The organism is Candidatus Hydrogenedentota bacterium, assembly GCA_019637335.1.
GTDB lineage: Bacteria > Hydrogenedentota > Hydrogenedentia > Hydrogenedentales > JAEUWI01 > JAEUWI01.
On the sequence record JAHBVV010000005.1, the window covers coordinates 247,977 to 274,365 of the forward strand.

19 protein-coding genes are annotated in these 26,389 nt (G+C 65.6%); 12 read left to right on the forward strand and 7 right to left on the reverse strand.

What is annotated here, in order from left to right:
* Nucleotides 1-302: 302 nt before the first annotated feature.
* A complete protein-coding gene (locus tag KF886_08915) occupies nucleotides 303-1,082 on the reverse strand; it encodes a DUF1080 domain-containing protein (protein MBX3177468.1) in 780 nt (259 codons plus the stop codon).
* Between the two features lie 206 nt (nucleotides 1,083-1,288).
* Between KF886_08915 and KF886_08920 the strand changes: the two genes are divergently transcribed.
* Together KF886_08920 and KF886_08925 are read left to right on the forward strand one after the other, a co-directional pair.
* Entirely contained in the window at nucleotides 1,289-1,936 is a 648-nt protein-coding gene (locus KF886_08920) for a class I SAM-dependent methyltransferase (protein MBX3177469.1), read from the forward strand.
* A 153-nt stretch (nucleotides 1,937-2,089) separates the two neighbouring features.
* Complete coding sequence (locus KF886_08925) at nucleotides 2,090-2,881, forward strand: hypothetical protein (GenBank protein ID MBX3177470.1); 792 nt, start codon at nucleotides 2,090-2,092, stop codon at nucleotides 2,879-2,881.
* Nucleotides 2,882-2,893: 12 nt separating this feature from the next.
* Here KF886_08925 and glgX read toward each other — a convergent pair whose 3' ends face one another.
* The 5 genes from glgX to KF886_08950 all read right to left on the reverse strand — a co-directional run bounded on the left by glgX (nucleotide 2,894) and on the right by KF886_08950 (nucleotide 11,936).
* On the reverse strand, nucleotides 2,894-4,960 hold the full coding sequence (glgX, locus tag KF886_08930; protein MBX3177471.1) for a glycogen debranching protein GlgX: 2,067 nt from the start codon (nucleotides 4,958-4,960) through the stop codon (nucleotides 2,894-2,896).
* A gap of 577 nt (nucleotides 4,961-5,537) precedes the next feature.
* Nucleotides 5,538-6,494 (reverse strand): hypothetical protein, encoded by a 957-nt coding sequence (locus tag KF886_08935; GenBank protein ID MBX3177472.1) that lies wholly within the window; start codon nucleotides 6,492-6,494, stop codon nucleotides 5,538-5,540.
* 283 nt (nucleotides 6,495-6,777) lie between these two features.
* Nucleotides 6,778-9,876 carry an efflux RND transporter permease subunit gene (locus KF886_08940; protein MBX3177473.1) on the reverse strand — a complete coding sequence of 1,033 codons (3,099 nt, stop codon included), beginning with the start codon at nucleotides 9,874-9,876 and terminating at the stop codon, nucleotides 6,778-6,780.
* Nucleotides 9,877-9,901: 25 nt separating this feature from the next.
* A complete protein-coding gene (locus KF886_08945) occupies nucleotides 9,902-11,398 on the reverse strand; it encodes an efflux RND transporter periplasmic adaptor subunit (protein ID MBX3177474.1) in 1,497 nt (498 codons plus the stop codon).
* A gap of 94 nt (nucleotides 11,399-11,492) precedes the next feature.
* A complete protein-coding gene (locus KF886_08950) occupies nucleotides 11,493-11,936 on the reverse strand; it encodes a hypothetical protein (protein MBX3177475.1) in 444 nt (147 codons plus the stop codon).
* A 1,801-nt stretch (nucleotides 11,937-13,737) separates the two neighbouring features.
* Between KF886_08950 and KF886_08955 the strand changes: the two genes are divergently transcribed.
* The 10 genes from KF886_08955 to KF886_09000 all read left to right on the forward strand — a co-directional run bounded on the left by KF886_08955 (nucleotide 13,738) and on the right by KF886_09000 (nucleotide 25,420).
* A complete protein-coding gene (locus KF886_08955) occupies nucleotides 13,738-14,727 on the forward strand; it encodes a MoxR family ATPase (GenBank protein MBX3177476.1) in 990 nt (329 codons plus the stop codon).
* A gap of 43 nt (nucleotides 14,728-14,770) precedes the next feature.
* Nucleotides 14,771-15,649, forward strand: coding sequence for a DUF58 domain-containing protein (locus tag KF886_08960; GenBank protein ID MBX3177477.1), 879 nt, complete (start codon nucleotides 14,771-14,773; stop codon nucleotides 15,647-15,649).
* Entirely contained in the window at nucleotides 15,646-16,737 is a 1,092-nt protein-coding gene (locus tag KF886_08965; GenBank protein ID MBX3177478.1) for a DUF4381 family protein, read from the forward strand. The genes KF886_08960 and KF886_08965 overlap by 4 nt, the downstream gene beginning before the upstream one ends.
* A 3-nt stretch (nucleotides 16,738-16,740) precedes the next feature.
* The gene (locus KF886_08970; GenBank protein MBX3177479.1) at nucleotides 16,741-17,799 is read left to right on the forward strand and encodes a VWA domain-containing protein; all 1,059 of its coding nucleotides are present in this window, start codon (nucleotides 16,741-16,743) and stop codon (nucleotides 17,797-17,799) included.
* Entirely contained in the window at nucleotides 17,796-18,809 is a 1,014-nt protein-coding gene (locus tag KF886_08975) for a VWA domain-containing protein (GenBank protein MBX3177480.1), read from the forward strand. Before KF886_08970 ends, KF886_08975 begins: the two co-directional genes overlap by 4 nt.
* The gene (locus KF886_08980) at nucleotides 18,806-19,963 is read left to right on the forward strand and encodes a tetratricopeptide repeat protein (GenBank protein MBX3177481.1); all 1,158 of its coding nucleotides are present in this window, start codon (nucleotides 18,806-18,808) and stop codon (nucleotides 19,961-19,963) included. The genes KF886_08975 and KF886_08980 overlap by 4 nt, the downstream gene beginning before the upstream one ends.
* Before the next feature lie 3 nt (nucleotides 19,964-19,966).
* Nucleotides 19,967-21,790 (forward strand): protein BatD, encoded by a 1,824-nt coding sequence (locus KF886_08985; protein MBX3177482.1) that lies wholly within the window; start codon nucleotides 19,967-19,969, stop codon nucleotides 21,788-21,790.
* A complete protein-coding gene (locus tag KF886_08990; protein ID MBX3177483.1) occupies nucleotides 21,787-22,653 on the forward strand; it encodes a hypothetical protein in 867 nt (288 codons plus the stop codon). The genes KF886_08985 and KF886_08990 overlap by 4 nt, the downstream gene beginning before the upstream one ends.
* 93 nt (nucleotides 22,654-22,746) lie before the next feature.
* Nucleotides 22,747-23,688, forward strand: coding sequence for a glycosyltransferase family 2 protein (locus tag KF886_08995; protein MBX3177484.1), 942 nt, complete (start codon nucleotides 22,747-22,749; stop codon nucleotides 23,686-23,688).
* 340 nt (nucleotides 23,689-24,028) lie between these two features.
* Nucleotides 24,029-25,420, forward strand: a complete 1,392-nt coding sequence (locus tag KF886_09000; protein MBX3177485.1) for a PLDc N-terminal domain-containing protein — start codon at nucleotides 24,029-24,031, stop codon at nucleotides 25,418-25,420.
* Nucleotides 25,421-25,427: 7 nt separating this feature from the next.
* On the opposite strand, the gene cysE is transcribed toward KF886_09000, so the two are convergent.
* Nucleotides 25,428-26,240 (reverse strand): serine O-acetyltransferase, encoded by an 813-nt coding sequence (gene cysE, locus KF886_09005; GenBank protein MBX3177486.1) that lies wholly within the window; start codon nucleotides 26,238-26,240, stop codon nucleotides 25,428-25,430.
* Nucleotides 26,241-26,389: the final 149 nt, after the last annotated feature.

Sequence of the window (26,389 nt, forward strand, 5' to 3'; positions counted from 1 at the left end):
CGTTAAGGATGAAAAGCCGACTGCTTCGCAACCGGTACACAGCCGGGACGGCTGTGCCACGTTCTTTGCACGCTTCACCTTGGTTCTTACGAGTGCCTTCAAAGGAATGTGGCGCCAGGCGTCCCGCCTGTGTCTTTTCGGAGCAGCTATTCATGACGTGTTGCGTCACCCGTTAAGGATGTAAAGACTGCCCCTGACCGTTGGCGCTGTACTGGAGTCTCGCACGCTCAAGCCTTCGCGGCGGAGCCGCGGAGCTTGAACGTGGCACCCGTGGCTTCTCTTGAATTTTCGGAGCAGGCGGATCAGGATCCGCCGAGATCGCGGTAGAAGAGGTCCTTCGCCTCGATGGTCATGCCTTCGTTGTGGCATTGAATGGCGAAGTGGCCCTCGGTGTACTCGGCGTCGTCGTAGGTCATCACGAGTTCTTCGTTGACCCAGATCTGGAGGAGCGGGCCGACGGCCTTGACCCGCATGTCGAACCATTCGTCGTCTTTGGTCAGGAGCTTTGTGGCCTCGCCCGTGGGGGCGCCGGGCTTCCAGAGCCAGCCGGTGTAGGCGTCCTGGTTGTGGCAGATCTGGGCCTCGTAGCCGCGGGGGTAGCCGTCGATATTGTCTTCCGGGGGATTGGCGCGGAAGTAGAGGCCGCTGTTTGCGCCGCCGCCCTGGTCGCTAATGCGGAACTTGCCCTTGACCTCCAGATCCTTCAGGATGGGATCGGCGTAGATATGGCCCTGGCCGCCGGGGGAGGTCCCGGTCATGACGCCGTCGACGACCTGCCAGGTTGCGGCGCCGCGCTGGGTCCAGCCGTTGAGGGTTTCGCCGTCGAAAAGGGAAACCCATTCGGCCTCCGGGGCGGCTTCGGTCTCGGGTGCGGCTTCGGCCTGGGGCGCGGGTTCCGCTTCGGCTTGCTCCGGCATCGGGGCCGGGGCCGCTTCTTCGGGGGGCGCTTGCGGTTCCGCGGGTTCAGGCGCAGGCGTTGCGGCGGCGGGCTGTTCCGGCGTCGCGGGTTTTGGCGCGGGCGCGCAGGATGCCAGGACGAGTCCGGGCAACAGGGTCAATATGAAGGCATATCGGATTTTCATGGTCAATCCTCCCAGTAGGTGTTGGTGTCGCGCGGGCCGCGCGGGCGGCTGTCGGCGTCAAGCCGCCATTTTGTCGCATGGGACCGCGATTTACAACTTTCGCGGGCGGGGTTGCAAATAGGCGGCGTTTATGCGAGTGTAGGGGGTGTGTTTATGGGGAATGGGGTGGGGGAGGGGTCCAACGCGAAATGCGGAAGGCGCCCGAGATGAACCCGTACCGGAAGCGCAGAATACAATTGTTTGAGTCCCTGGTCAGCCGGTTGAATGCGGAGCCCATTCGGATTCTGGATGTCGGCGGTGAGATGGCGTTCTGGAAGGATACGGAGTTCTGGGACAATCCGAAGTACCAGATCACGGTATCGAATATCGGGCGCGAAGAGGAGGAGCGGGCCTACCTTGCGCAGCACGGCCCCTCCAATATCGACTGGCTCTATGCGGACGCCACGGACTTGGGGCCCGCGCTGGAGCGGGGCTACGATGCCCTGTTTTCCAACTCGGTGATCGAGCATGTCGGAGGCTGGGCGGAGATGGCGCGTATGGCGGCGTGGTTTGAGGGCTTTGATGGCCCGTATTTTGTGCAAACGCCGAACCTTTGGTTTCCGATTGAGCCGCATTTTCGCACGCCGTTCTTTGGGTTATTGCCGTATGGCGTTCGGGTGTTGCTGGTGCGCTGCTTCCATCTGGGCTGTTACCGGCGGGCGCGCACGTGGGCGGAGGCGCGGGCGAAGGTGGACACGACGCGGCTGCTCACGGCGGGCGAAATGCGGCGTTTGTTCCCGAAGGCGACGCTGGTGCGGGAGAAGGTGTACGGGCTGACCAAGTCGATCTACGCGCATACGTTTCCCGATCGGTGATGCGGCGGTGATGCCCGGTTGTCCGGCGGTATGGTGCGCGCGCGGGCGGATTGGGTATACTGCCCGGGCATTCGGGGCGGGTGCGCGGGCATCCCGGGCCGGATGGAGGCATCGGGAGGCGCGATCGCCGCAGCCGGGAAGAAACGCGAGGCAATGCAACTTACACAGAGACAGGAGGCGCTGATTGCGCGGCGCCTGCGGGAGATGGGCGCCGAGCTGGACGCCGGCCTGGCGCCGTCCGCGCGGCAGGAGCGCCTGCGCGAGATTCAGCTGGGGATCTACCGCGAGCTGGAAGGGCTGCAGCGGCCCGCCCTCAGCGACGAGGACGTGTTGTCCGTCTTGCGGCGTCCGCCGCGCGGGGACATCCGGGTTGGGGCTTCGGCTCCCGGGCCGATTTCCGGCGCGGTGTGGCTCGGGGTGTGCGCGCACAACGCCGCGCGCTTCGGGGCCGAGCCATGGATGGCCCGGGCCGCCGCGTTCGCGCTCGGGCTGCTCGTGGGCCCACTTGCGCTGCTTTGCTATCTGGTCGGTTATGCGGAATGGTATTTTAATACACCGGAGAAAGCGCGGCCCGCGATCGACTGGCTGGCGGTGGCGCGGCGTTCCGCGGGGCCGATTGTGGCGCTGGTGCTGTTGCGCTGGGGCGGCGGGAAGGCGGAGTCGCTGATCTCGTACGGGTATGAACGGATCGCCGGGGGGCCTGTTCCGCCGCTCGGGTCGTGGGCCTGGCTCCAGTTTTACGAGGGCGCGGCGTTCTACCTGGTGTTTTTGTCTGTCCTGCCGCTCGGCGTGTTGAGCGGGCTCCCGCTGGCGAATGCCTGGGGCCACAGCCTCAAGCGGCTCGCGCAGGCGCTGGTGGCGCTGTATGGCGTGCTGGTCTGCTTCGGGCTGGCGTCGATCCTCGCCGGCGTTATCCTCGATCGCGTCGAGGTCTACCTCCAGTAGCGCGGTGCGCGATTACTGGGAGAGCACGGCCACGGACCGCGCGCGGCATTCGAAGGCGCTGTTCTGGGCCGGGGCCGCGGCGGCGTCGAGATAGCGATCGCGGGGGGCGTCCTGGCCGGTATCGATGCGTGTGTTCCACGAACCCGGGGGCAGCCGGAAGGTGATGTCTTCCTCGGTGTTGTTGAACATGAGGTACAGCGCGACACCGCCGTTCGCCCGGGGGCGAATCATATAGGCCAGCTGCGTGTCGGTCGACTGCCAGTCCACGGCGGATCCCCGTTCGTCGAACCAGACGACTTCGGCTTCGGCGGCGTCCTCGACATGGGGGAAGTAGGTTGGGCGCCGGAGGGCGGGCTGGGCTTTGCGGAAGGCAATCAGATCCTTGCAGAAGCCGTGCAGTTCGGCGTTCTTCTCCAGCAGGGTCCAGTCGAACCAGGAAATATCGTTGTCCTGGCAGTAGGCGTTGTTGTTGCCGCGCTGGGTGCGCCCGAATTCGTCGCCGCCGAGCAGCATGGGCACGCCGAGGGAGAGGAAGAGGGTGGCGAGGTAGTTCTTCTGCATGCGCGCGCGGAGTCCGTTCACCCAGGCGTTGGACGTTTCGCCTTCCACGCCGCAGTTGATGCTGATGTTGTCGTTGCTGCCGTCGCGGTTTCCCTCGCCGTTGGTCCAGTTGTGTTTTCTTGCGAAACTTACCAGGTCGCGCAGGGTGAAGCCGTCGTGGCAGGTAACGAAATTGATGCTGTGCTCGGGGGTTCGGCCCGCCCATTCATAGACGTCGGCGCTGCCCATCATGCGCGAGGCGAAGGCGCCGCGCGTGTAGGCGTCGCCCCGCCAATAGCGCCGGACGTCGTCGCGGTAGCGCCCGTTCCATTCGGCCCAGCGGTGGTCGCCGAAGGAGCCGACCTGGTAGGCTCCGCCCGCGTCCCAGGCCTCGGCGATGAGCTTGACGTCGCGGAGGACGGGGTCTTCGGCGATGCGCTCGACGAGCGGGGGGTTCTCGACGACCTGGCCGTCCTGGTCGCGGCCGAGGATGGAGGCCAGGTCGAAGCGGAAACCGTCGACATGCATGACGGAGACCCAGTAGCGGAGGCAATCGAGGATGAAGTCGCGGACGAGGGGGTGGTTGCAGTTGACGGTGTTTCCACAGCCGGAATAGTTGAGGTAGCTGCCGTTGTCGTCGAGCATGTAGAAGATGGAGTTGATCATGCCCCGGAAGCAGAGGGTTGGCCCGCGCTCGTTTCCCTCGGAGGTATGGTTGAAGACGACGTCGAGGATGACCTCCAGGCCCGCGCGGTGCACTTCCTCGACCATTTCGCGGAATTCAATGAGGTGCTCGCAGGTTTCGGCGCTGCACGCAAGGTTGCCGGCGGGGGCGAAGAAACCGATGCTGTTGTAGCCCCAGTAATTGGTCAGTTCCTCGCGCCCGTTGATGCTGCACCGGCCGAGTCGCGTCTCGCCGGGTTCCTGGATGGGGAGCAGTTCGATCGCGGTGACGCCGAGGTCTTTGAGGTAGGGGAGCTTCTCGATCAGCCCGCGGTACGTGCCGGGATGCGCGACGCCGGAGGAGGGGTGTTTCGTGAGGCCGCGCACGTGGACTTCGTAGATGATAGTTTCGTTGATGGGGGTGCGGGGCCGCAGATCGCCGGACCGATAGTAGGATTCGGCGACCGTTACGGACTTGATCGTGCCGTCGTACACGTTGCCCGCGAAGGCCTTGGCGTAGGGGTCCAACAGGAAGTTGCGGGGATTGAAGTGGTGGCCTTCCTCCGGGGCGTGGGGGCCATCCATCCGGTACTTGTAGTAGAGCACGCGGGGGGCGTTTTCGATGAAGATCGTCCAGACGTCGCCGGTGCGGTCGCGCCGCGAGTCGAACTCGACTTCCCAGGCGGGTTCCAGGTCTTCCCGGGCGGCGTAAATGCAGAGCCACACCCGCGTTGCGAAGCGGCTAACGACGGAGAAGCGGGTGCCGTTGTCGGTGACCACGGCGCCGAGGCGGTAGGGTCGGCCGGGGAGCACGTTGAAGCGCGCGATCTCCTCGGGGGTGAGTCTATTGTGCCGCTGGGTCTGTGCCACGTTCATGGGCAGGTACTTCCTATCTTGCGGGTAGCGTATTGGTAACAGTCTAGCCGTCTGAAGCAAAGAGGATTTTCAACCACGAATGAACACGAATTCACACGAATAAGAGAGACTGTTGACCGGGCTCGAGAACCCAAGTGGAACGATAATAGGCCCGCCTTTGAGCCTTTGAAGAGGAGAATCTTCCCATGGATTTGCACAGACCGCCACAGATGAAGCGTAGAGACAGACAGCCGGTACCGTTACACAGGTGAGGGATTCGTATTCGAATCAGGAGATCTCCTGGCGTAAGGAGAGGGAGTATTCCTGATCTATCTGTGCGGGCCTGCGCGAACCTTTGGGAAAACTCCCTCGTTGCGGCGAAAGGTTTGATCTATGTTCTCCGCAGCCAATCAGGTTTCTTGTTGCCTGGATGGCTGGCTGCGGGCCTGGGAAAAGGCCGGAGGAACTGAATCTCGGATTCCTATTCGTGTCCATTCGTGTCCATTCGTGGTTAAACTGCTACTCAACTTCATGCGGCTAAAGAATTACGCGTATTGTAGCAGGCGCGTTCGGGGGCGCGTTAGCGGCCGGGGCGGGGTCAAGGGTTGGGATCCGTGCCGCGCTTCCAGGCTTCGGCGTCTTCGAGAATGCGGTCCCAGTCAAAGGGCTCCGGTTCGTTGTCCCGGCCCTCGCGCTCCCAGCGGCGTATGATGCGCCGGTTGCGGATGACGCGCACGCCGAAGACGACGATACAGAGCGCCGCGAGCACGCCCCAGAAGGAGCCGGTCCGGAGGGTGGTTATCAGCGAGAGGCTCCAGAGGCTTCCGGTGTAGCCATGCCAGAAGGTATCGAGCGGCATGCCGGCCACGCCGGCCAGGGCTCCCTCAAAGGTGGTGGAGCGCATGGCGCGGACCATCTCCCAGAATCGGTCTTCGCCGGCGGCGTCCTTGAGGTAACGGGTCATGGAGAGCGCCTGCGCGTAGGCGTTGCCAAAATCCCGGTCGCCCTCGGGGTGGCGGAAGACGCGGTCGAGTTCGTCCAGCGGGATGATTTGTCCGGTCAGGTGCATCCAGCTTACGGGGACGTTGCTTTCCCAGCGGATTTCGTTGGCGAGCATCATGCATATGCCCTCATTGAGCCAGCGGGGGAGCTTCTGTGTATCGGTGTTCCGGTGGAGGAGCACGTGTACGAGCTCGTGGCGCACGGTGCCCCGGTAGTCGTCGGCGATGGAGCGCAGGCGCGGGGATTTGAGGGCGATGGCGCTGCGTTCGGCGATGGTCACGCCATTGACCCCGACGTGGGCGTAGGGGCCGGTGAAAGCCTGAAATTCCTCCTCGTTGTGCGCGATGTGCACGTCGACCGGCTCTTCACCCAGGGGGAGAAAGCGCTCGAACTCCTTTTGGGCGTCCACGAGGTAGCGGAGGCTCTCTTCCGCGGCCGCCCGGTCACTCGGATGGAAGGTGACGGTAAACGGCCCTTCCCGCAGGGAATCGGCGGGCGCCGCCAGGGCGGGCAGCGCGAACAGGAGGAGAATGGCGTGGAAAAACGGCTTCATGGGGCCATTGTACCCGATCCGGGCGTCTCCATGGCGCGCGGGCGCCTATGGAGACCAGGGCAATCACATTTAAACTTCCAACTCGAGCCGGGCGCCACATGAACCAGCTTCAATGTTAAAAAGGGCGCGTGTTCGAGCGCTGGCATTTCGCCTGCGGCGAATCCCTGACCTTGCCGGCAGAGATGCCGGCGCTCCAAAACGCTCACTATCGTTGATTCAAGGTTCCAAATCGACTCGAGCCTACGCCCATATACCGAGAACGAGTCTAAATGCGATTCCCCTGCTATGGAGCCGGCGGTTTTTCGCGCCCGTGGGCCATGACGTAGAGCGCGGGCAGAACAAACAGCGTGAGCACGGTCGCGCTGAGGATGCCTCCGACGACGACGGTGGCGAGTGGGCGCTGGACCTCCGCGCCGAAGCCCGTGGAGAGCGCCATCGGGAGGAAGCCGGCGGCGTCGGTGATGCTGGTGGCGAGCACGGGGCGGAGGCGTTCGCGCGTGGCGGCCTTCACGGCGTCGTACAGGCCGGCGCCCTCCTCGCGCGCGCGCTGAATGGCGGCGACGAGCACCTGCCCATCCAGGACGGCGATGCCGCAGAGGGCGATAAAGCCGACGGCGGCGCTCACGCTGAAGGGGATGCCGCGTGCCTGGAGGGCGAGTATGCCGCCGATGGCGGCGAAGGGGATGCCGGTGTAGATGACGAGGACATCGCGCAACTGGCCGAGGCTCAGGTAGAGCAGGATAAAGATGAGGACGAGCGTGACGGGGACGACGATGGCCAGCCGCAGCCGGGCGCGCTCCAGGTTCTGGAATTGGCCGCCCCAATCGAGCACGTAGCCGTCGGGGAGGTCCACCTCGGCGGCGATGCGGGATTTGGCCTCCTCCACGAACGACGCGACGTCGCGGCCTCGCACGTTGGCCTGCACCCGGATCAGGCGGCGGCTCCATTCGCGGCTGATGGTGCTCGGGGTCGAGGCGGTCTCCACGGAGGCGAGGCGACCGAGCGGGAGCAGCTGGCCGGCGCGGGTGGGTATGATCGCCTTTTCCAGCTGTTCGGGGTCCGCGCGGAATTCGTCGGGGAGGCGCATGACGAGGGGGAAGACGCGTTGGCCTTCGTAGACGCGTCCGGCGTCGATGCTGCCGATGGCCCGCACGAAGTCCAGCACATCGGAGGCGGGCACGCCATGGCGCGCGATGGCTTCCTGGTCAATCCGCACTTGTAGCGCGGGCTGTCCGGTGATCTGGTCGGTGGAGATGTCCACGGCGCCCTCCATGCCGAGGAGTACGGTCTGAATATCGTCGGAGATCCGGATGAGGGTGTCGAAGTCGTCGCCATACACCTTGATGCCGAGGTCGGATCGAATGCCCGAAATCATCTCGTTCATTCGCATTTCAATCGGCTGCGTGTAGGCGATGTTGAGGCCGGGGAGGTCGCCCAGGACCTCCTCGAAGGCGGCGGCGAGGTCGGCCTGGGCCGTGGCGTTGCGCCACTCATCGCGCGGGTTGAGCGCGATGAAGACGTCGGTGAGCTCGGTTCCCATGGGGTCGGTGGCGACTTCCGCGGAACCGATGCGGCTCCAGACGTACTTGATTTCATTGGGGAATTCGTCGAGGAGGATGCGCTCGATGCGCGTATTGTAGCTTGCGGAGCTCTCCACGGAGACGCCGGCCAGGCGGATGACATTGGCGACGACGGCGCCTTCGCTGAGCCGGGGGATGAACTCGCCGCCGAGGCGCACGGAGATGGCGGCGGCCAGCGCGACCAGCGCGATGGCGGTGGCGACCATGATCCACCGCATCCGGAGGGCGCCGGCGAGGAGCGGGGCGTATACGGCGGCGATGAGTGCTCCGAGGCCGCGCCTTTCCGGGCGGGCGTTCCGGGGGAGGAGGTAGTAGGCGAGCACGGGCGACAGGAACAGCGCGATGGCGAGGGCCCCGAGCAACGCGAAGATGAAGGCCCAGGCCATGGGCGCGAACATCTTTCGCTCGATACCCTGGAGGGCGAGCACGGGCACGAATACGACGGCAATAATGCCCATGCCGAAGGCGACCGGGCGGGCGACTTCCCGCCCCGACGCGATGACGCAGGCGAGGCGTTCGGCGGAAGTTAACTTGCGGCCGAGCCGCGCCTGCTCCTCGCGCAGGCGGCGGAGGTTGGCCTCGTTCATGACGACCGAACCGTCCACGAGGATGCCGAAATCCATGGCCCCGAGGCTCAGGAGGCTGGCCGCGATGGCGAGCTCGTACATGCCGATGACGGCGAAGGCCATTGCGAGCGGAATGGTGAGGGCGACCATGATGCCGGCGCGGATATTGCCGAGCAGGAGAAAGAGCACGACAACCACGAGCACCGCGCCGGTCACCAGGTTGTGGCGCACGGTCTCGATAACGTTGCCGATGAGCTCGGTTCTGTCATACACGATTGTGACGTCCACGTCGTCGGGCAGGGCCTCGGCGGCGATGTCGAGGCGATCTCGCAGGGCCCGGGTGACCTCGTGGCTGTTCTCGCCCATCAGCATGAACCCGAGGCCGAGCACGGCTTCGCCCCGGCCCTGGAAGGTGACCGCGCCCCGGCGGATTTCGTGGCCGGCGCGGACCTCGGCGACGTCCCGCACGCGAATGGGCGCGCCGCCGTGGGCTTTTACGACGATGTTCTCGATCTCCGCGATGGCGCCGACGCGGCCGAGGCCCTGGACGAGCAGGGATTCGCCGGCGCGCGTGATCTGGCCGCCCCCGACGTTGGCGTTGTTGCGGAGGAGGGCGTCGTGCACGTCGTGCAGGACGAGCCCGTACTTGATGAGGGCTTCGGGGCGGACGATGACGTGATACTGCTTTTCGTGGCCGCCCCAGGAGTTGACCTCGGCGACGCCGGGCGTTTTCAGGAGTTCCGGCTTTACGACCCAATCGTGCAGCGTGCGCAGTTCTTCGAGCGAGCGTTCCGGGTTGTCCGAGTGGAGCATGTAGTGGAAGACTTCGCCCAGGCCGGTGGCGATGGGGCCGAGCTGCGGGCGTTCGATGCCCTCGGGCAGCTCCACGGTGTTCAGGCGCTCCGTGATGAACTGGCGCGCGCCATAGACGCTGGTGTCGTCGGTGAAGGTTGCGACGACCTGGGAGAATCCGAACTTGGACACGGAGCGGACTTCGGCGAGCCCGGGCAATCCGGAGACGGCCAGCTCGACGGGCAGGGTGACCTGTTGCTCGATTTCCTCCGGGCCCAGGGCGGGGGCGGTGGTGTTGATCTGGACCTGCACCGGGGTGGTGTCGGGAAAGGCGTCGATGGGGAGATTCGTCAGACGCCATACGCCGAAGCCGGCGGCGAGAAGAAAGAGCAGCAGCACGAGCCCGCGATTTTCGAGCGCGAGCGCAATGAGGCGGTGAAGCATGGTGATGTCCTTTTCCGGTTGCCGCTCAGTCGTGGACGCAGCCGGCGCCCAGACGGGCCTTCAGCAGCTCGGATTTCAGGACATAGCTTTCGCCCAGCGCGATTTCCTCGTCCGCGCGCAGCCCTTCCAGGACGGGCACGGAGCCGCGCCGTTCGGGTCCCGTACGGATCAGGCGCGTTTCGTACAGGTCGTGATCGAGTTTGGCGAATACCACCGGGAAACCGTCGACGTACTGGATAGCCTGGGGCGGCACGACGACCGTCGCTCCGCGGGTCTCCGATCCGGCGAGTTCCGCGCGGCCGAACATGGCGTTGCGGAGGAGGCCGTCCGGGTTCTCGAGCACCGCGCGGGCCTGGACCATGCGGGTGGTTTCGTCGACGCTCGGCGCGATCCACTGGAGTTTGCCTTCCATCCGCATGCCGGGGAGGGGGTCGAACTCGGCGGTGACCGTGGCGCCCTCGCGGGCGTTTATCAGGAGGCCCTCGGGAATGGAGAGCTCCATCCACATGGTGGACAGGTCGGCGACCTGAAAGAGGGGCGCGCCCGATTCCGCCGCGGCGCCGGCCACCGCGTTGCGCTCCGTTACCGTGCCCGCGAAAGGCGCGCGCACGGGGAACACCGAGGCGCGCTCGCCCCGCGCGTTCACCTCCTCGGGCGTCAGTCCGAGGTCCAGCATGCGCTGGCGGGCCATGGCGAGTTCCGCCTCGGCCTCCGCCAGCTGGGCGCGGGCTATTTCGAGGTCCTGGCGGGGCGCGATGGCCAGATCGACGAGCTTCTGCGCGCGTGCGACCACTTCGCGGTACAGGGCGACGTTGGCGGCCGCCTTCGCGTATACGCTGCGTTCCGTGGCCAGTTCGGGCGCGCTGATTTCGGCGAGCAACTGCCCGGCCTTGACCCGGTCACCCGCGTCGACATGAACGGCTTTGATGACGCCGTCGAGCAGGGGTGTGACGTAGGCGAGCTGGTTCTTATTGAACGCGACCTGCCCGAGCACCATCGCGCCCCCGGACCAGTCCGCGAGCGCCGGATAGCCGGTTCGGACGCCGGCCTTTTCCGCGGACGCCATCGACTGGAAACGGATCTTGAGTCCCTGCCCGGGGTTGAGGCCGGCGAGCAATTCCGGGTGGCAGATACCGCATTCGACTTCCATCAGGCCGTGTTCTCCGCAGAACAGGCCCCCTTTTGCGGCGGTTGACGGGGCGCCGCTCTTCCCGGCGAGCTCGGGGTGGCAGATGAGGCACTCGTCCTCGTACAGGCCGTGTTCGTTGCACCAGAGGCGATTGGGATCGCGAGCTTGAATCTGCTCCTGTTCTCCGGCGGGGGCGTGTCCGTGGACCGCGGCGAGCTCGGGGTGGCAGATGCAGCAATCGTCCTCGTAGACATCATGCTCGTTGCACCAGAGGCGGTTGGGGTCGCGCGTCTCGGCGGTCAGGACGGGTACGTTACAGGCGGTCAGGAAGCAGGGAACGAGAAGCAGGATGGCGCCGCGGCGGACCTGCGTAAATTGGGAAAGCTGAAGCATGATCGGACTCCCGCGGGGTGGGTTCTTACCGGTGGGGAAAGCACGGGGACGGATCCGCGACGGGAAAACATCCCGCGCGGACTTCGCCGGCCGATCAAATGCGCAGCGGCAAGGGGAAGGGCAGGATCCGGCTGTCGGCTCGCCGGGGTGGCGGGATCGCTCTGGCGCGGCGCTGGTCCGCGTCGCGGGGGGCGACGGCGGGAGCGCTTGCGAGCGCCTTGAGGGGATCGGGGGCGGACGGGGCGCGGTCGGGGCGGGCGTGCATGGCGCATACGGCGCCCGCAAGCCGAAATTCCACGCATTGGAGGTCGTTTGCGGCGCCCGGCGGGCGAATCTCGCCGTGGGTGGGCGCCGCCGGGTAGCCCTCGGTGGCGGGCTCGGGGCAGCAATCGGCCTTCGGCGCGACGGCGGCGGGATCGGGACAGAGACAGAGGGCCAGATCGATGCCGCGGGCGGTCCCGCTCAGGAGCGCCAGCGCGACGACGAAGGTGGCTATCGCGCGCTGGAATACGCTTGTTCGAATCCCATGTTGTCTCATACCCGGCATTCTACCCGGCGAATGGGGTTGAGTCAACGGGATACGCCACGAAGGGCGCAGCGCAGCGTCTGGCCGCAACCGAAAGAATCTGAACCGCGAATGAACGCGAATGAACGCGAATTGTATGGTGATTCAAGGTGCGCGGCGCGCGGGGGATCGGATTGGGCGCCACAAAGAGCACAAAGAACACAAAGAATCCGGCGCAGCCTTGGGCCGCAACCGAAGAGGGGATCACCACGAAGGGCACGAAGACCACGAAGAAAAAAAAGAGAATAGCTTTAACCGCAGAGAACGCAGAGAGCGCATAGGGTGATTTCTGGTACGCAGATGGATTGGGTGGATGATCGAGAGCGCATTCTTAACCACGAATGAACACCAATGCACACGAATGCATCGGGAGCAGCCGCGCGGGCGGTGATCAAGAATTGTGCCCACGGATTGCACTGATGACACGGATAGAAAATGATTTCGGTCGTTGGGGTGTGCCGGCGGCTGCGTGCTGTTTCCAAGGTGGCCTGTTCGGATTGTTGAGCATCGGAATTGTGGCGGGGTTTATCGGGTGGCGGGCTGCTTCTTCTCGTTTGGTTCGCGTGTCGCTCCAATCCGTGTCATCGGTGTAATCCGTGGGCAAGAAAGGAATTTCGTCCACGAGACTTGCGGAACGGCCCGGAAATCCTCCCTGGATTTTTCGCTTCGTAAATGCTTTTACAAAAAATGGTTCTATGGATTTTGAACGAAAGAACTTGCAGAAAAAACAAGGCTCATCCGGTTTGAAGGTACATCGGCAACGATGGCGGCAAATAGGAGTAGTTTGCTCGGTTCTCTTTTCCGGGCGGCGATGCTATATGCGAATACAAGATTCCTTGGGCCTGGTCTGTAGCGCAGACGGTATATTCGGCAGCAGAACTGGATGCCAGCGCACGCTTTCGGCCCGAAGGGCCAATGCAGTTTTCAGCCCCGGGCAACGCCCGGGGTTTGAGTGGTGTGTTTCTTATACGCCCTGAAAGGGCAGCGCAGTCGAATTTCAGAAACGCTGGGCTGGCTCACCACTGCGCTGCCCTTTCAGGGCGTGGAAGGTGGTGTCCCCGTGTTCCCTGGGCGTTGCCCAGGGCTGGGAGCTGCGCTGGCCCTTCGGGCCGAAAGACCAGTCGATACGATTACTCCGACAGAGGCCCCAACGGGCATACATTGGCGGTTCCGGAGAATTCGGGCACGGAGAAACGCCTGTGAATAATCTCGTACGCTCAAACCGGATGAACCAAAAACAAGAGATTGACGGATAGTAGTACGAAGGACAGCCTTTGGCCGAAACCAATTAAAGGTGAACCGCGAATTAACGTGAATGTACGCGAATGAAGAATGGATGGCAGTGTCCTTTGGGTAAGTGTCCTTTGGGTAATGGCCGATCTGGGATCCACGCGCCGGGTGGAATGGCGTGTCCAGGATGCGGATGATCCGACCGTTCTGCCGCGATTGCGGCGCGATGGCCGGGCTTGCCCCGCCTGGTTCGCAGGGGTTACTGTATGGGCCTGCCGTGCCTCATTTCGGGGTGGCGTGAGTGAAATGAGGCATGTAAAGTCAGCCCTTCAAATTGGTTGCGCAGTTAGCCGCCGGATTTCCGGCGCGAAATCGGCTGGCATATAAGTTGCTTACCTTCCGGTGTGGAGGTCTGGGCAGACGCCTCGGGAGGGGGTGGCGCCCGCCGCCCGGAATGGCGCCGCTTCCCGGCGCGAACATACGGAACAACCCTTCCCGCCGGTTCGGGCCGGAACCGGGTGACAATCAAAGGAGAATTCCCAGCATGGCGGTGGATGTCAATCAAATCGGCGCGCGCGTCGAGCAGGAGGCGGCGCTGCTGCACCAGGTTCGCTCGGAGATCAAGCGGGTGATCGTGGGCCAGGAGTACCTGATCGACCGGCTGTTGCTCGCGCTGTTGTGCAACAACCACGTGCTGATTGAGGGGGTGCCGGGGCTGGCGAAGACGCTTTCGGTGACGACGCTGGCGCAGGTGGTGCAGTGCAGCTTCAACCGTATTCAGTTCACGCCGGACTTGCTGCCCGCGGACCTGATCGGCACGCTCATCTACAACCCGAAAGAGGGCGGCTTCATCACACGGAAGGGGCCGATTTTCGCGAACGTCATCCTGGCGGACGAGATCAACCGCGCGCCGGCGAAGGTGCAGAGCGCGCTGCTGGAGGCGATGCAGGAGCAGCAGGTGACGATCGGGGACGAGAGCTACAAGCTGGCCGATCCGTTTTTTGTGCTGGCGACGCAGAACCCGGTGGAGCAGGAGGGCACCTACCCGCTTCCCGAGGCGCAGGTGGACCGCTTCATGCTGAAACTTCGGGTGACGTACCCGACGAAGGCGGAGGAATTGCAGATCCTCCGGGCGCAGGCGAAGTCGGCCCCCGGCAACGCGGTGCGGGCGGTGTTGACGCCGGAGGATATCGCGCGGCTGCGGCTGCTGGCCGACGACATTTACATGGACGAGAAGATCGAGGAATACATCGTCAACCTGGTGGAATGCACGCGCAACCCGGCGGCGTACAAGCTCGACATCGGCGGTTACATCCGGTATGGCGCGTCGCCCCGGGCGACGATATTTCTTGCGATGGCGTCTCGCGCGCAGGCGCTGCTCCAGGGCCGGGGCTACGTGACCCCGCAGGATGTGAAGAGCATCGCGCCGGATGTGCTGCGCCACCGCGTCATCCCGACGTACGAGGCCGAGGCGGACGAGAAGACGCCGGAGGATCTGGTGGCGCGTATTCTCGATACCGTGGACGTACCCTGAGCGCGGCGGCCAAGCCCGCGCGAACCCGATCGAACGGCGCACGATGATCTCCAAAGAACTCGCGAAAAAAGTCCGGTACATCCAGATCATGACCAACAAGGCGGTCAATGATGTGCTTGCGGGCGAATACCACAGCGTGTTCAAAGGGCAGGGCATGGAGTTCGACGAGGTGCGCGAGTACCAGCCGGGCGACGACATCCGCGCGATTGACTGGAACGTGACGGCGCGGACGGGCCACCCGTACATCAAGCGCTTCCGGGAGGAACGCGAGCTCACGATACTGTTTGTGGTCGACCTGTCGGCCTCGGGCCGCTTCGGCAGCGTCGCGAACCTGAAGAACGAAGTGGCGACGGAGCTCTGCGCGCTGCTGGCCTTTTCCGCGATCAAGAACAACGACAAGGTGGGGCTGGTGGCCTTCACGGAGGCGGTGGAGCTTTTCGTGCCGCCGGCGAAGGGCGCGACGCACGTGTTGCGGCTGATCCGCGAGCTGCTCGCCTTCGATCCGAAAAAGCGCGGCACGAATATCGGCGCGGCGCTGGACTACGCCGCGCGGATTTTGCACCGGCGCAGCGTCGTGTTTTTGATCAGCGATTTCCAGGACGCGGGCTACGAGCGCACGCTCCGCATCATGAGCCGCCGCCACGATCTCATTGCGGTATCGGTGAGCGATCCGCGGGAGCACGAACTGCCCGACGCCGGGCTGATCGAGCTGGAGGACGCGGAGACGGGGGCGCTGATCACCGTGGACACCGGCAGCAAGTCGGTGCGGCGGGCCTATGCGGCGTCGGCCCTGGCGCGCGCCGGGGCGCTTCGCGAGACCCTGCGGTCGATGGACATCGACCTGATCGAAGTGGGCGCGTCCGACGATTACCTGCTGGACCTGATCCGGTTCTTCAAGCGGCGGGAGCGTCAGAAGCGATGATGGCGCGCCTGCGATTCGACTATCCGCGCGCCCTTGTTGGAGCCGTCCTGGCGCTTGCGTTCGCCGCGGGCCTGGTGGCCGGGTGCGGCTCCGATTCGGGGGCTGGCGATGCCGTGAAGGCGGGCGTCACCCGGACCTACGAGCGCGGGCCGATCACCGTTGAGTTGTCGGTGTCGGCGGATACCCTGACGACCGCGGAGACCCTGACCGTCACCCTGACCGCGATCGCCGACGCCGGGTACTCGGTGGAATTCCCGCCGTATCCGGAGGCCCCGCAGGCTGGGCCCGATTCCGAGGCGCCCCAACGCGATGCGCCCCAGGCGTTCACGCTGTCCGGTGTTCGGGACGCGGATCCGGTGCTTCGGGAGGGCGATCGCATCGCGCGGCGCCGCACGTACGAGGTCGAACCGTTTCTGGACGGCGCCTATGAGGTCCCCGCGCTTGCGCTGACCTACTGGGAAGAGCGCGAGGGCGACGACGAGAAGGCGACGCTGGAAACGGAGGCGATCGCGGTGACGGTGACGCCGATCCTGGCTCCGGGCGAACCGCCGTCCCCCAGGGAGATAGCCGGGCCGGTGGCGCTGCGCGATCCGCCGCCCTGGGGGTTGTATCTGCTGCTGGCCGCCCTCGCGTCCGCCCTGGCCGGCGCGGGGTACTGGTACTGGTTCCGCTATACGCCGCCGGGACCGCCGCCGGCCCCGCCCGTGCCGCCGCACCAGCGCGCGCTGGAGGCGCTGGACGCTATCCGTCGCGCGAGGCTTGTGGAGCAGGGCCGCTACAAGGAGTACTACATCGCGGTGTCGGGCGTGCTGCGCCGCTACATGGAGGAGCAGTTTCAATTGCGCGCGCCCGAGCGCACCACCGAGGAATTTCTGGCGGATCTTCAGGACAACGCCGTGCTTGGCTTGCAGGAGCAGTTGCTGTTGCGCGAGTTTCTGCGGCACTGCGACCTGGTGAAGTTCGCGCGGGCCGAGCCGACGCCCGAGCAGATCCGCGACACCTTCGACACCTGCGAACGCTTCATCATCGACTCGGAAGCGGCCCAGCGCGCCGCGCGGATTCGGTCCGGCGCCGGCGGGGAGGGCTGAGCCATGCACTTCGCCTCGCCCCAGGTCCTGCTGCTGCTTTTCGCGCTTCCCGTCCTGTTTTATATCAGCCACTACCGGCGCCGTCCGGCGTCGCTGCGCTTTTCGAGCACGGCGCGGCTCGCGGCGCTGGAAACCACGCTGCGCGTGCGCTGCCAGCGCTGGCTGCCGGCCCTCCGGTATCTTGCGCTGGCGCTGCTTGTCGTGGCGCTGGCGCGTCCGCAGCAGGGCCAGGAGCGGGTGCGCGACCTGAGCCGGGGCATCGCGATTCAGATGGTGCTTGATCGTTCGGGCAGCATGGCGGAGGAAATGGCGTTCGACGGCCAGGTCATGAACCGGCTCGACGTGGTCAAGCGGGTGTTCAAGGAGTTTGTCGCGGGGAACGGGGATTCGCTGGATGGGCGGCCGAATGACCTGATCGGCCTGGTGGCTTTTGCGGGCTACGCGGACACGATCGCGCCGCTTACGCTCGGGCACGACACGCTGCTCAATCTGGTGGACGACATACAGCTGGTGCAGCTGAAAAGCGAGGACGGGACGGCGATCGGCGACGGGCTGGCCCTGGCGGCGGCGCGCCTGAAGACGGCGGAGGAGTCGCAGATGCGCGTAAACGCGCGGATCGGGAGCGACTACGAAATCAAGAGCAAGATCATCATTCTCCTGACGGACGGCCAGAACAACCGAGGCGAGATGGAGCCGGAGGAGGCGGCGCGGCTGGCCAAGGACTGGGGGATCAAGGTTTACGTGATCGGGATCGGCGACGATCCGGAGACGGGCCGCTTTTCCGGCCCCTTCGCGCAACTTGCGCAGATGCAGCAGCGCAACCTGAATGAGGACTCCTTGAGCCGGCTGGCGGACTTGACGGGCGGGATTTATCGCCGGGCGGGGTCGGGGAACGCGCTGCGGGAGATCTATGAGGAGATCGGCGCGCTGGAGACGAGCGAGATCGAGTCTCTCCGCTACCTGGACTACCAGGAGCGGTTCCTGCCGTTTGGCTTGGGCGGGTTGATCCTGCTGCTGGCGGAGGCGGCGCTCCAGGCCACCTGGCTTCGGAGGCACCCATGACGTTTCATCACGTGGAGATGCTTCACCTGCTCTGGATACTGCCGGGGCTGCTGGCGCTGTGGTTCTACGCGGCGTGGCGGCGCCGGGAGGCGATCGAGCGCTTTGTCGCGGCCCCGCTCCTGGGGCGCATCGGGCGCGCCCCGGACCCGCGGCGCCGGGTCTGGAAGCAGGCCCTGTTGTTTTTCGGGGCGGCGGCGATCATCGTGGGCCTGGCGCGCCCGGCGTGGAACCCGATCCCGGAGACCGTGCGGCGGGAAGGGCGGGATGTGGTTTTTGTGGTCGATGTGTCGCGCAGTATGCTTGCGGAGGATTTGGCCCCGAACCGGCTCGAGCGCGCGAAGCTGGCGATCCGCGATTGTCTTGAAGGGCTCGAAGGCGATCGCGTCGCGCTCATCGCGTTTGCGGGGACGTCCGCCGTGAAATGCCCCCTCACGCTCGATTACGGGTATTTCCGCATGATGCTCGAGGAAATCGGGCCGCATGATATTGCGCGCGGCGGCACGCTGATCGGCGATGCGCTGCGCAAGGCGCTGCTCGAAGTGTTTGACGAGAAGGATCGGGGGTTCCGCGATGTCATTCTTATTACCGATGGCGACGATCAGGAGAGTTTCCCGGTGGAGGCGGCGCGTCAGGCCGGGGAGGCGGGGGTACGCCTTATCGCGATCGGCCTGGGCGACGAAACGCATGGGCAGCGTGTCCCGATCACGGATGAATCGGGCCGGAGGACGTTCCTGACGTACCAGGGCGAGGAGGTCTGGACGCGGCTCAACGCGGATACGCTCCGCGAGATGGCGGCGGCGACCCCGGACGGCAAGTATTTGAACGTCGCGACGGGGACCTTCGATTTGAACGCGATTTACCAGGAGTTTATTGCGAGCGCGCAGAAAAAATCGCTCGAAGACACCCGCATCACGCGCTACGAGGAGAAATTCCAGATATTCCTCGGGATCGCGCTTCTGCTGCTCTGCGCGGAAGCGGGTTTGGGCGACCGGAGGGCCGCAACGCCATGAAAGGAGTATTCAGCCAGGTGATGTTGGCGTCCGCCGGGTTCCTGATCCTCGCGGGAGCGTCCGCGGCGGCTCCGAACCCGGCCGTGGAGGACGCGAACGCGTTGTACCGTGCGGGGCGCTACGCGGAGGCCCTGGAGGCGTACACGACGATCGGCGCGCAGCGCCCCGAGAGCGCCGAATTGCATTTCAACCGGGGCGCGGCGCAGTTCAGGCTTGGGGATCTTGCGGGGGCGCGGGAATCGTTTGAGGCGGCGGCGCTGCACGCGGCGGATCCGCTGTTGCAGGCGCGCAGCGCGTACAACCTGGGGAATTGCGGGCTATCCGAGGCGGAGGGCCTGCTTCAGGAGAACCCGGCTTCGGCGATCGAGACCCTGCGCCGGAGCGCCGCGTATTACAAGGATGCGCTGGCGCGGGACCCGGAATTTGACGACGCGGCATACAATCTTGAGGTGGCCCGCCGGACCATTCGCGCGATTGAGGAGCAGCTCCAGCAGCAGCAGGAGGAACAGCAGCGGCAGCGGGACGAGGTGAAGGAGAAGCTTGAGGAGCTAATCGAGGAGCAGCGCGCGCAGAACGCGCAATCGGCGGAGGCGGCGGAGCAACAGCAGGATCCGGAGCGGCCCGATCCCGGCGAGCAGGCGATGAACGAGATGGCGCAGGACCAGCAAGGCACGCGCGAGAAGACGGAGGAGCTTTCCGAGGGGATGCAATCCCAGGGCGAGGACGGTAAGGACAGCCTGGACGCGGCCCGCGAGCACGCGGAGGCGGCGGCGCGGAAGCAGCGGGATGCGGAGGAGCAACTGAAGGAGCAGAACGCGGCGGCGGCCAATGAGGCGCAGCAGGAAGCGCTGGAAGAACTGGAAAAGGCGCGCGACGCGATGGAGGAGGGAGACGACTCCTCCAACGAGCAGGAGCCGGGCGAGCCGGGCGAAGAGGGCGATTCCGATGGAACGCCGCCGGCCGGGGAATCGAATCCGGACGCGCCGGACGGCGAGCAACAGGAACAGCCCGCGCCCGAACCCGGCGAGGAAGCCGAAGACCTTCCTCCCCCCGACGCGACGGCCCGTGATATTCTCAACCAGGAGCAGCGCAATAAGGAGCAACGAAACCTCCAGCGCATGATCCGCGTCCGCCCCGTTGAGAAGGATTGGTAGGCCATGTGGTACCGACCTGCGATAGTCGCTGTTTGGGTTGTGGCGCTGGCGTGGCCGGCCGGGGCGCAGCAGGCGCCCCAAATCAAGGCGGTCGCCCAGCGCGACGAAGTCGTTGTGGGCGAGCCGTTTTTCTACCAGATTCACCTGGAAAACGCGTCCTCCGCGACGCCGCCCGATCTTTCCGGGATCGGGGGGGATTTCACGGTGGAGTATCTCGGCGGCAGCCAGAGCAACAGCTCCTCGATTCGGATCATTAACGGCCGCCGGACGGAAGTGGTCCGCCGCGAATATGTGTTGAATTACCGGCTGACCGCGCGGCGCCCGGGCATGCTGGAAATTCCCTCGGTGCAAGTCGATATCGGCGGCCAGACACTCTCCACGGCGCCGGTCTCCGTGCGGGCGCGGCGTCCGGAGCCCGTGGATGGCTTCAAGCTCGAAGCCGCGCTTTCGAAGGATGCCGCCTATGTGGGCGAGCCCCTGGTGTTGACGACCACGTTCTACATCGGCCGGCAGGTCCAGAGTTTCGGCATCACGATGCCCGCCCTGGAATCCGGCGATTTCGCTGCGGAGCCGGTGACGCCGCCGCGCCGGTCCGGCCGGGAGTATTTTGCGATCTCGGTAAATGGCGCGGAGGTCATCGCGGAGCGGGGCAATGAAAGCGCGGACGGGCGGCAGTACATCACGCTGGTGTTCCAGCACGTGATCGTTCCCAGGGCGGCGGGCGAGGTGCTACTGGACCAGCCGGTGGTATCGCTCGACACGCCATCGGGCCAGCGGCGCTCACCCTTGGAAGGTTTTTCCATTTTCGGTTCGCGGGACCTCCGGCGGTTGGTGGTTCCGGGCAATGCCCTGACCCTCACGGTGCGCCCGCTGCCGGCGGCGGGGCGTCCGGCGGATTTCAGCGGCCTGGTCGGCGCGTATGAGCTTTCGGCGGCGGCCTCGCCCAACTCGGTGAACGTCGGGGATCCCATCACGCTTACGCTGACGCTCTCGGGCCCGCCCGGCCTGGCTTCCTTCGAGTTGCCGCCGCTCCAGGCCCAACCGGCGCTGTCGTCCGGGTTCCGCATTCCCAGCGAGATGGCGCCCGGACGGCTGGATGGCGGGCGGAAGGTGTTCACGCAGACCCTTCGCGCCGAATCGGCGGAGGTGACGGAGATCCCGCCGATCCAGCTGAGTTACTTCGATCCGGAGCGGGGGGAATACGCCGTCGCGGCAACGGATCCGATACCGCTGGATGTGCGGCAGACCCAGGTGGTGACCGCGGCGGACGCGGAGGGGTATCAGCAGGCGGTGGGGACCGTGGCGCATGTCGCGGTGGACGCCGGCATCGCGCACAATTTTACCGGCGCGGCCGCGCTTCGCCCCCAGCGTTTCGGTCCGGATGTATGGATGCGGACGCCGGGGAGCTGGGCGCTGTTGTTGGCTCCGCCCCTATTGTTTGGCGCGGCGGCGGCGGGCCGTCTGGCGCAACGCGCGGGCGGTTTTCGGGCGGAAACCCGGCGGCGGCGCCAGGCGCGCGCGAGACTTGAGGCGGCATTGGCGGGCGCGGGGGATGGCCCCGGCGCCTACACGGCCGCGCTGGACGGCCTTCGGGGGTATCTGGGCGCGCATCTCGGGCTGAACGCGAGCGCCCTGACCTACGCCGACGCGGAGGGGCCGCTGCGCCGGCGCGGCGCGGGCGAGGAGAGCCTGGCGTCGCTTCGAAAGGTCTTCGATACCTGCGAGGCCCACCGGTACGCGGGCGGCGCGACGCCGGAATCGGCCACGGGCTTCTTCGAATCGGTCCGTGACTGTGTCGCGTCCATCGAACGGGAGATTGGCACGTGAAATTGCAGCGGGCGCTACGAGGTACATGCTGGCTGGCGGCGCTGATCGCGCTGGCGGGCCTTTCGGCGCCGGGCGCGCGCGCGCTGGACGGCGACGCGCGGGAGGCGCTTTTGAGCGAGGCCACGGCGGCGTTTCAGGAGGGCAACCGCCTCATCGCGCCGGATCCGGCGGCGGCTCAGGCGCAGTATGAGAAGGCCACCTTGCTCATCGAGCGGATAATACGGGAGGGCGGCGTCGAGAATGGCCGGCTCTATTACAACCTAGGCAATATCTGGTTCCAGCGGGGCGATATCGGCCGGGCCATCCTCAACTACCTGCGCGCGGAGCAGTACATCCCCAACAACGTGAATCTTGCGCAGAATCTGGCCTATGTCCGGCAACAGCGGAGGGACGCGTTCACCACGGCGGCGCGCCGGAAGGTGCTGAATACGCTCTTCTTCTGGCACTACGACATCTCGTCGGGCGTCCGGCTCCGGATTTTTGCGGTGTGTTTCATCGCCTTCTGGGCGCTGGCCGCCGCGCGCCTCTACGCGCGGCGTCCGGGGATGAACGGCGCGCTTTTCGTGCTTGGCGCGGCGTCGTCGGCCCTTTTTCTATCGCTTACCCTGGAGGCGCGGAGTTACCGCAACGAGCCTCTCGGGGTTATTCTCGCGGAAGAGACCGTCGCGCGCAAGGGGGACGGCGAGACGTACCAGCCGAGCTTCGCGGAGCCGCTTCACGCGGGCACCGAGTTCCGGGTGCGCGAGGACCGTGGCGCCTGGCTGCATGTGGTGTTGCCGGACGACCGCACCTGCTGGATCCGCCGGGACGCGGTAGGGCTGGTCAAGGAGACGCCGGGCGAGAATCAGCGCGCTCCGGGCTGAACCGCCGTCGGGGTTGCAATTCCGGGATGCGGCCCTCTAGACTCGATCCGGTAGTCGGGCAGGGGCGACGGGACGCCCCCGGAGGCAAATGGCATGGCCGGAGTCAGCGTGGTGATCCCCGCGTACAACGAAGCCGGGTCGATCCGCGAGACGGTCGAGGGGGTCCGGAAGGCGTTTGAGGGGTCGCCCCACCCCCTGGAAATCGTGGTGGTGGACGATGGTTCGGCGGACGAAACCGCGGCGATAGCGGAAGAAGCGGGCGCGCGGGTTATCGGGCATCCGACGAATAAGGGCTATGGCAACGCGCTGCTTACGGGCTCCCGCCACGCGGCGCATTCATGGGTTGCGATTACGGACGCGGACGGCACCTATCCGGTGGAGGAGCTCCCGGCGATGCTGGACGAGGCGGAAGGGCGCGGCCTGGACATGGTCGTGGGGGCGCGGCAAGGGCGCCACTACGAGCAGAACCTGCTGAAGCGCGCGGCGCGGTGGGTGTTCAAGCGGCTGAGCGAGTGGGTGGTCGGCGAGCCCATTCCCGATATCAACAGCGGCCTCCGCGTGATGCGGCGCGAGCTGATCGCGACCTTCGCGGCGGCGCTCTCGGGCGGCTTTTCCTTCACGACGAGCATCACGATCATTGCGTTTCAGACGGGCCACCACGTGGTCTACCGCCCGATAGCGTATTACCCGCGCACGGGGCAGAGCCATGTTCGGCTTGTCCGGGACACGCTGCGGGCGTTGCAGATCATCGTCATGGCGGTGGTGCTCTTCAACCCGATCAAGCTGTTTCTCCTGCACGCGGCGGGTGTGGCCGGGTTCGCGATCGCGATGGCGGCGCTCGTGTTGCTGCTGCCGGGCCTGTACCCGCCGGCGCTTGTGCTGAGCCTCGGGGTGCTTGCGGGGAATATTATCGTGGCCCTCGGTTTCCTGGCGGTGCGCCAGCAGATCTACCTGGGCGGGATCGATTTGCCCCGGCGCGGCTATGCGCCCCCGCCCGGCCCGGACGCGCCGCCGGAGCATGGCAATCGCGATTAAACTTCCAACTCGAGCCGAGCGCCCCATGAACCATCTTCAATGTTAAAAAGGGCGCGTGTTGGAGCGCTGGCATTTCGCCTGCGGCGAATCCCTGATCTTGCCGGCAGAGATGCCGGCGCTCCAAAACGCTCACTATCGTTGATTCAAGGTTCCCAATCGACTCAAGTTTACGTCCATATACCGAGATCGCGTTTAAACGCGATTGCCCTGGCCTCGGGAGGCCTGATCCGCGGCACATTCCGCGGGTGTGATACACTGGAGTGCGCTGGCATGGCGCGCGGGGCGGCGCGCGTCTCCCCGGCGCGTTTGCGGGGCGCGGCATGGCGAGGACACGCAAAACGTGAACTACCTGATAGAGCACTTTATCGCGGTGGGCGGCTTTCTGCTCGCGTTCGTACTGCTGACGGACGTTCTGCGCAAGCACCGGCAGCCCGGGGGCACGCTGGCATGGGCCATGGCGATCGTGCTGATCCCGTATGTGGGCGTGCCGCTTTACCTCCTGTTCGGGGGACGGAAATTCCGGCGTATCCGCGAGCGCAAGCAGGATCTTTTCGAAGCGGAGACGGGGCGCGATCTGGAGCCGGTGCCCCCGCTGTGCCTGGCGGACCGCGTGCTGCGCACGGGCGTGATGCCACCGCCGCGCGGCGGGCACCGGATCGATGTGCACTTCAGCGGGGAGACGGCGTACCACCGGCTCATTGCCCTGATCGAAAGCGCGCAGGAGACGATCCACATCACGACGTTTATCCTGGGCCGGGACGAAGTGGGCCGGGCGGTCGTGGAGACACTGGCGCGCAAGGCGAAGGAGGGGGTGAAGGTGCGGCTCCTGCTGGACAGCCTCGGATCGATGTGGACGCAGCGTGGATTCGTGCGCCCGCTGGTGGCGTCCGGCGGCGAGGTGGGCCGGTTTCTGCCGGTGCTCCCGATCCAGCGGCGCTGGTCGGCGAACCTGCGCAACCACCGGAAGATCGTGGTGGTGGACAACGCCTCAGCCATGGTCGGGGGGATGAACCTGAGCACATACTTTATGGGGCCGAGGCGCAATCCGCAGCGCTTTCTCGACGCGTGCGTCTTCCTGGAGGGGCCCGCCGTGGAGGATATTCAGGAGGTGTTTCTGAGCGACTGGCAGTACGCCACGGGCGCGGATCCGAAGGCGATCGCGGCGGCGCTGACCCGCCCGGCGCCCACCGGGCACAGCATGGTGCAGGTGGCCGTGAGCGGGCCGGACGTGCCGGAGGACACGATGCACGACGCGCTGGTGGCGGCGATGACGGAGGCGCGTGAGCGGATCTGGATCGTGACGCCGTATTTCGTGCCGGACGAGCCGATGGTCAAGGCGCTGAGCCTCCAGGCGCGCATGGGGCGGGATGTGCGTGTGCTGCTTCCGAAGCGATCCAACCACCGCATTCCCGATTGGGCGCGGGGGCCGGTGTTGCGGCGGCTGCACGAGTCGGGCGTTAAGATCCACTGCTATGCGGGGGGGATGATCCACACGAAGCTGCTGCTCTTCGACGATCGGGTGGCGGTATCGGGGTCGCCCAATCTCGACATGCGGAGCATGTACCTGAACTTCGAAATTGCGCTGTTTCACTATAGCAAGCCCGAGATTCAGGCCATCGAGCACTGGATCCGGATTCATGTCCCCGTGTGCGAGGCGTGGACGCCGAAACGGCTGACGCTGGCGCGGGAGTGGACCGAGGGGATCTGCAAGGTGGTTTCGCCGCTGCTCTGATGCGGGTTCAGATGCCGTGCCCGTTTTCGTAGTCGTATTCGTAGATGCGGTGATCCATTTCGAGGGCGGGCTGCTCCGAGCGGGTGTGGCAGACGGGCTTTGCGGGCACGCCGACGACGGTGGTGTGCGGGGGCACGTCCTCGAGGACGACGGCGCCGCCGCCGACTTTGGCGCCTTCGCCGATCTCGACGTTGCCGAGGATCTTGGCGCCGGCGGCGATCAGGACGCCGTGGCGCACTTTCGGATGGCGGTCGCCCATGATTTTGCCCGTGCCGCCGAGGGTGACCTCGTGGAGCATGGAGACGTTGTCCTCGACGACGGCGGTCTCGCCGATGACGACGCTTGTGGCGTGATCGATCATGATGCCCATCCCGAGGCGCGCGGCGGGGTGGATGTCGACGGCGAAGACTTCGGAGATGCGGCTTTGCAGGAAGAGCGCGAGTTCGTGCCGGTCGCGCGTCCAGTAGTAGTGGGCGACGCGGTAGGCCTGGATCGCCTGGTAGCCCTTGAAATAGAGGAGGGGCGTGGAGAACTTGTTGCAGGCGGCGTCGCGGTCGCATACCGCGACCATGTCCGCGCGGATGGCTTCGCCGATCCGGGGGTCGCTGTCGAAGGCCTCGTCGATGAGGTCGCGGAGGGTGACGGCGGTGAGGGTGTGGCTTTCGAGCTTACCGGCGAGCTGGAAGCTGAGGGCGTCCTCCAGGGTGCTGTGGTTCAGGATGATGGAGTAGATGAAGCTGGCCAGCATGGGCTCCGATCGCGCGTCGGCCTCGGCTTCGGCGCGGACACGCTCCCATACTTCATCCCGTACCTGCTCCATGTGTCGAAACTCCCGGCCGGCGGCCCTGACTGCGCGTGTTTCTCGCGCTAAGACGTGAAAATGTGGTATTTCTTTCATCTGAAGTAGTCACCCTCGTCGCACCCGACCATGGCGGATCTACGCGATCGGAAACCGTCATCCCCACGAAA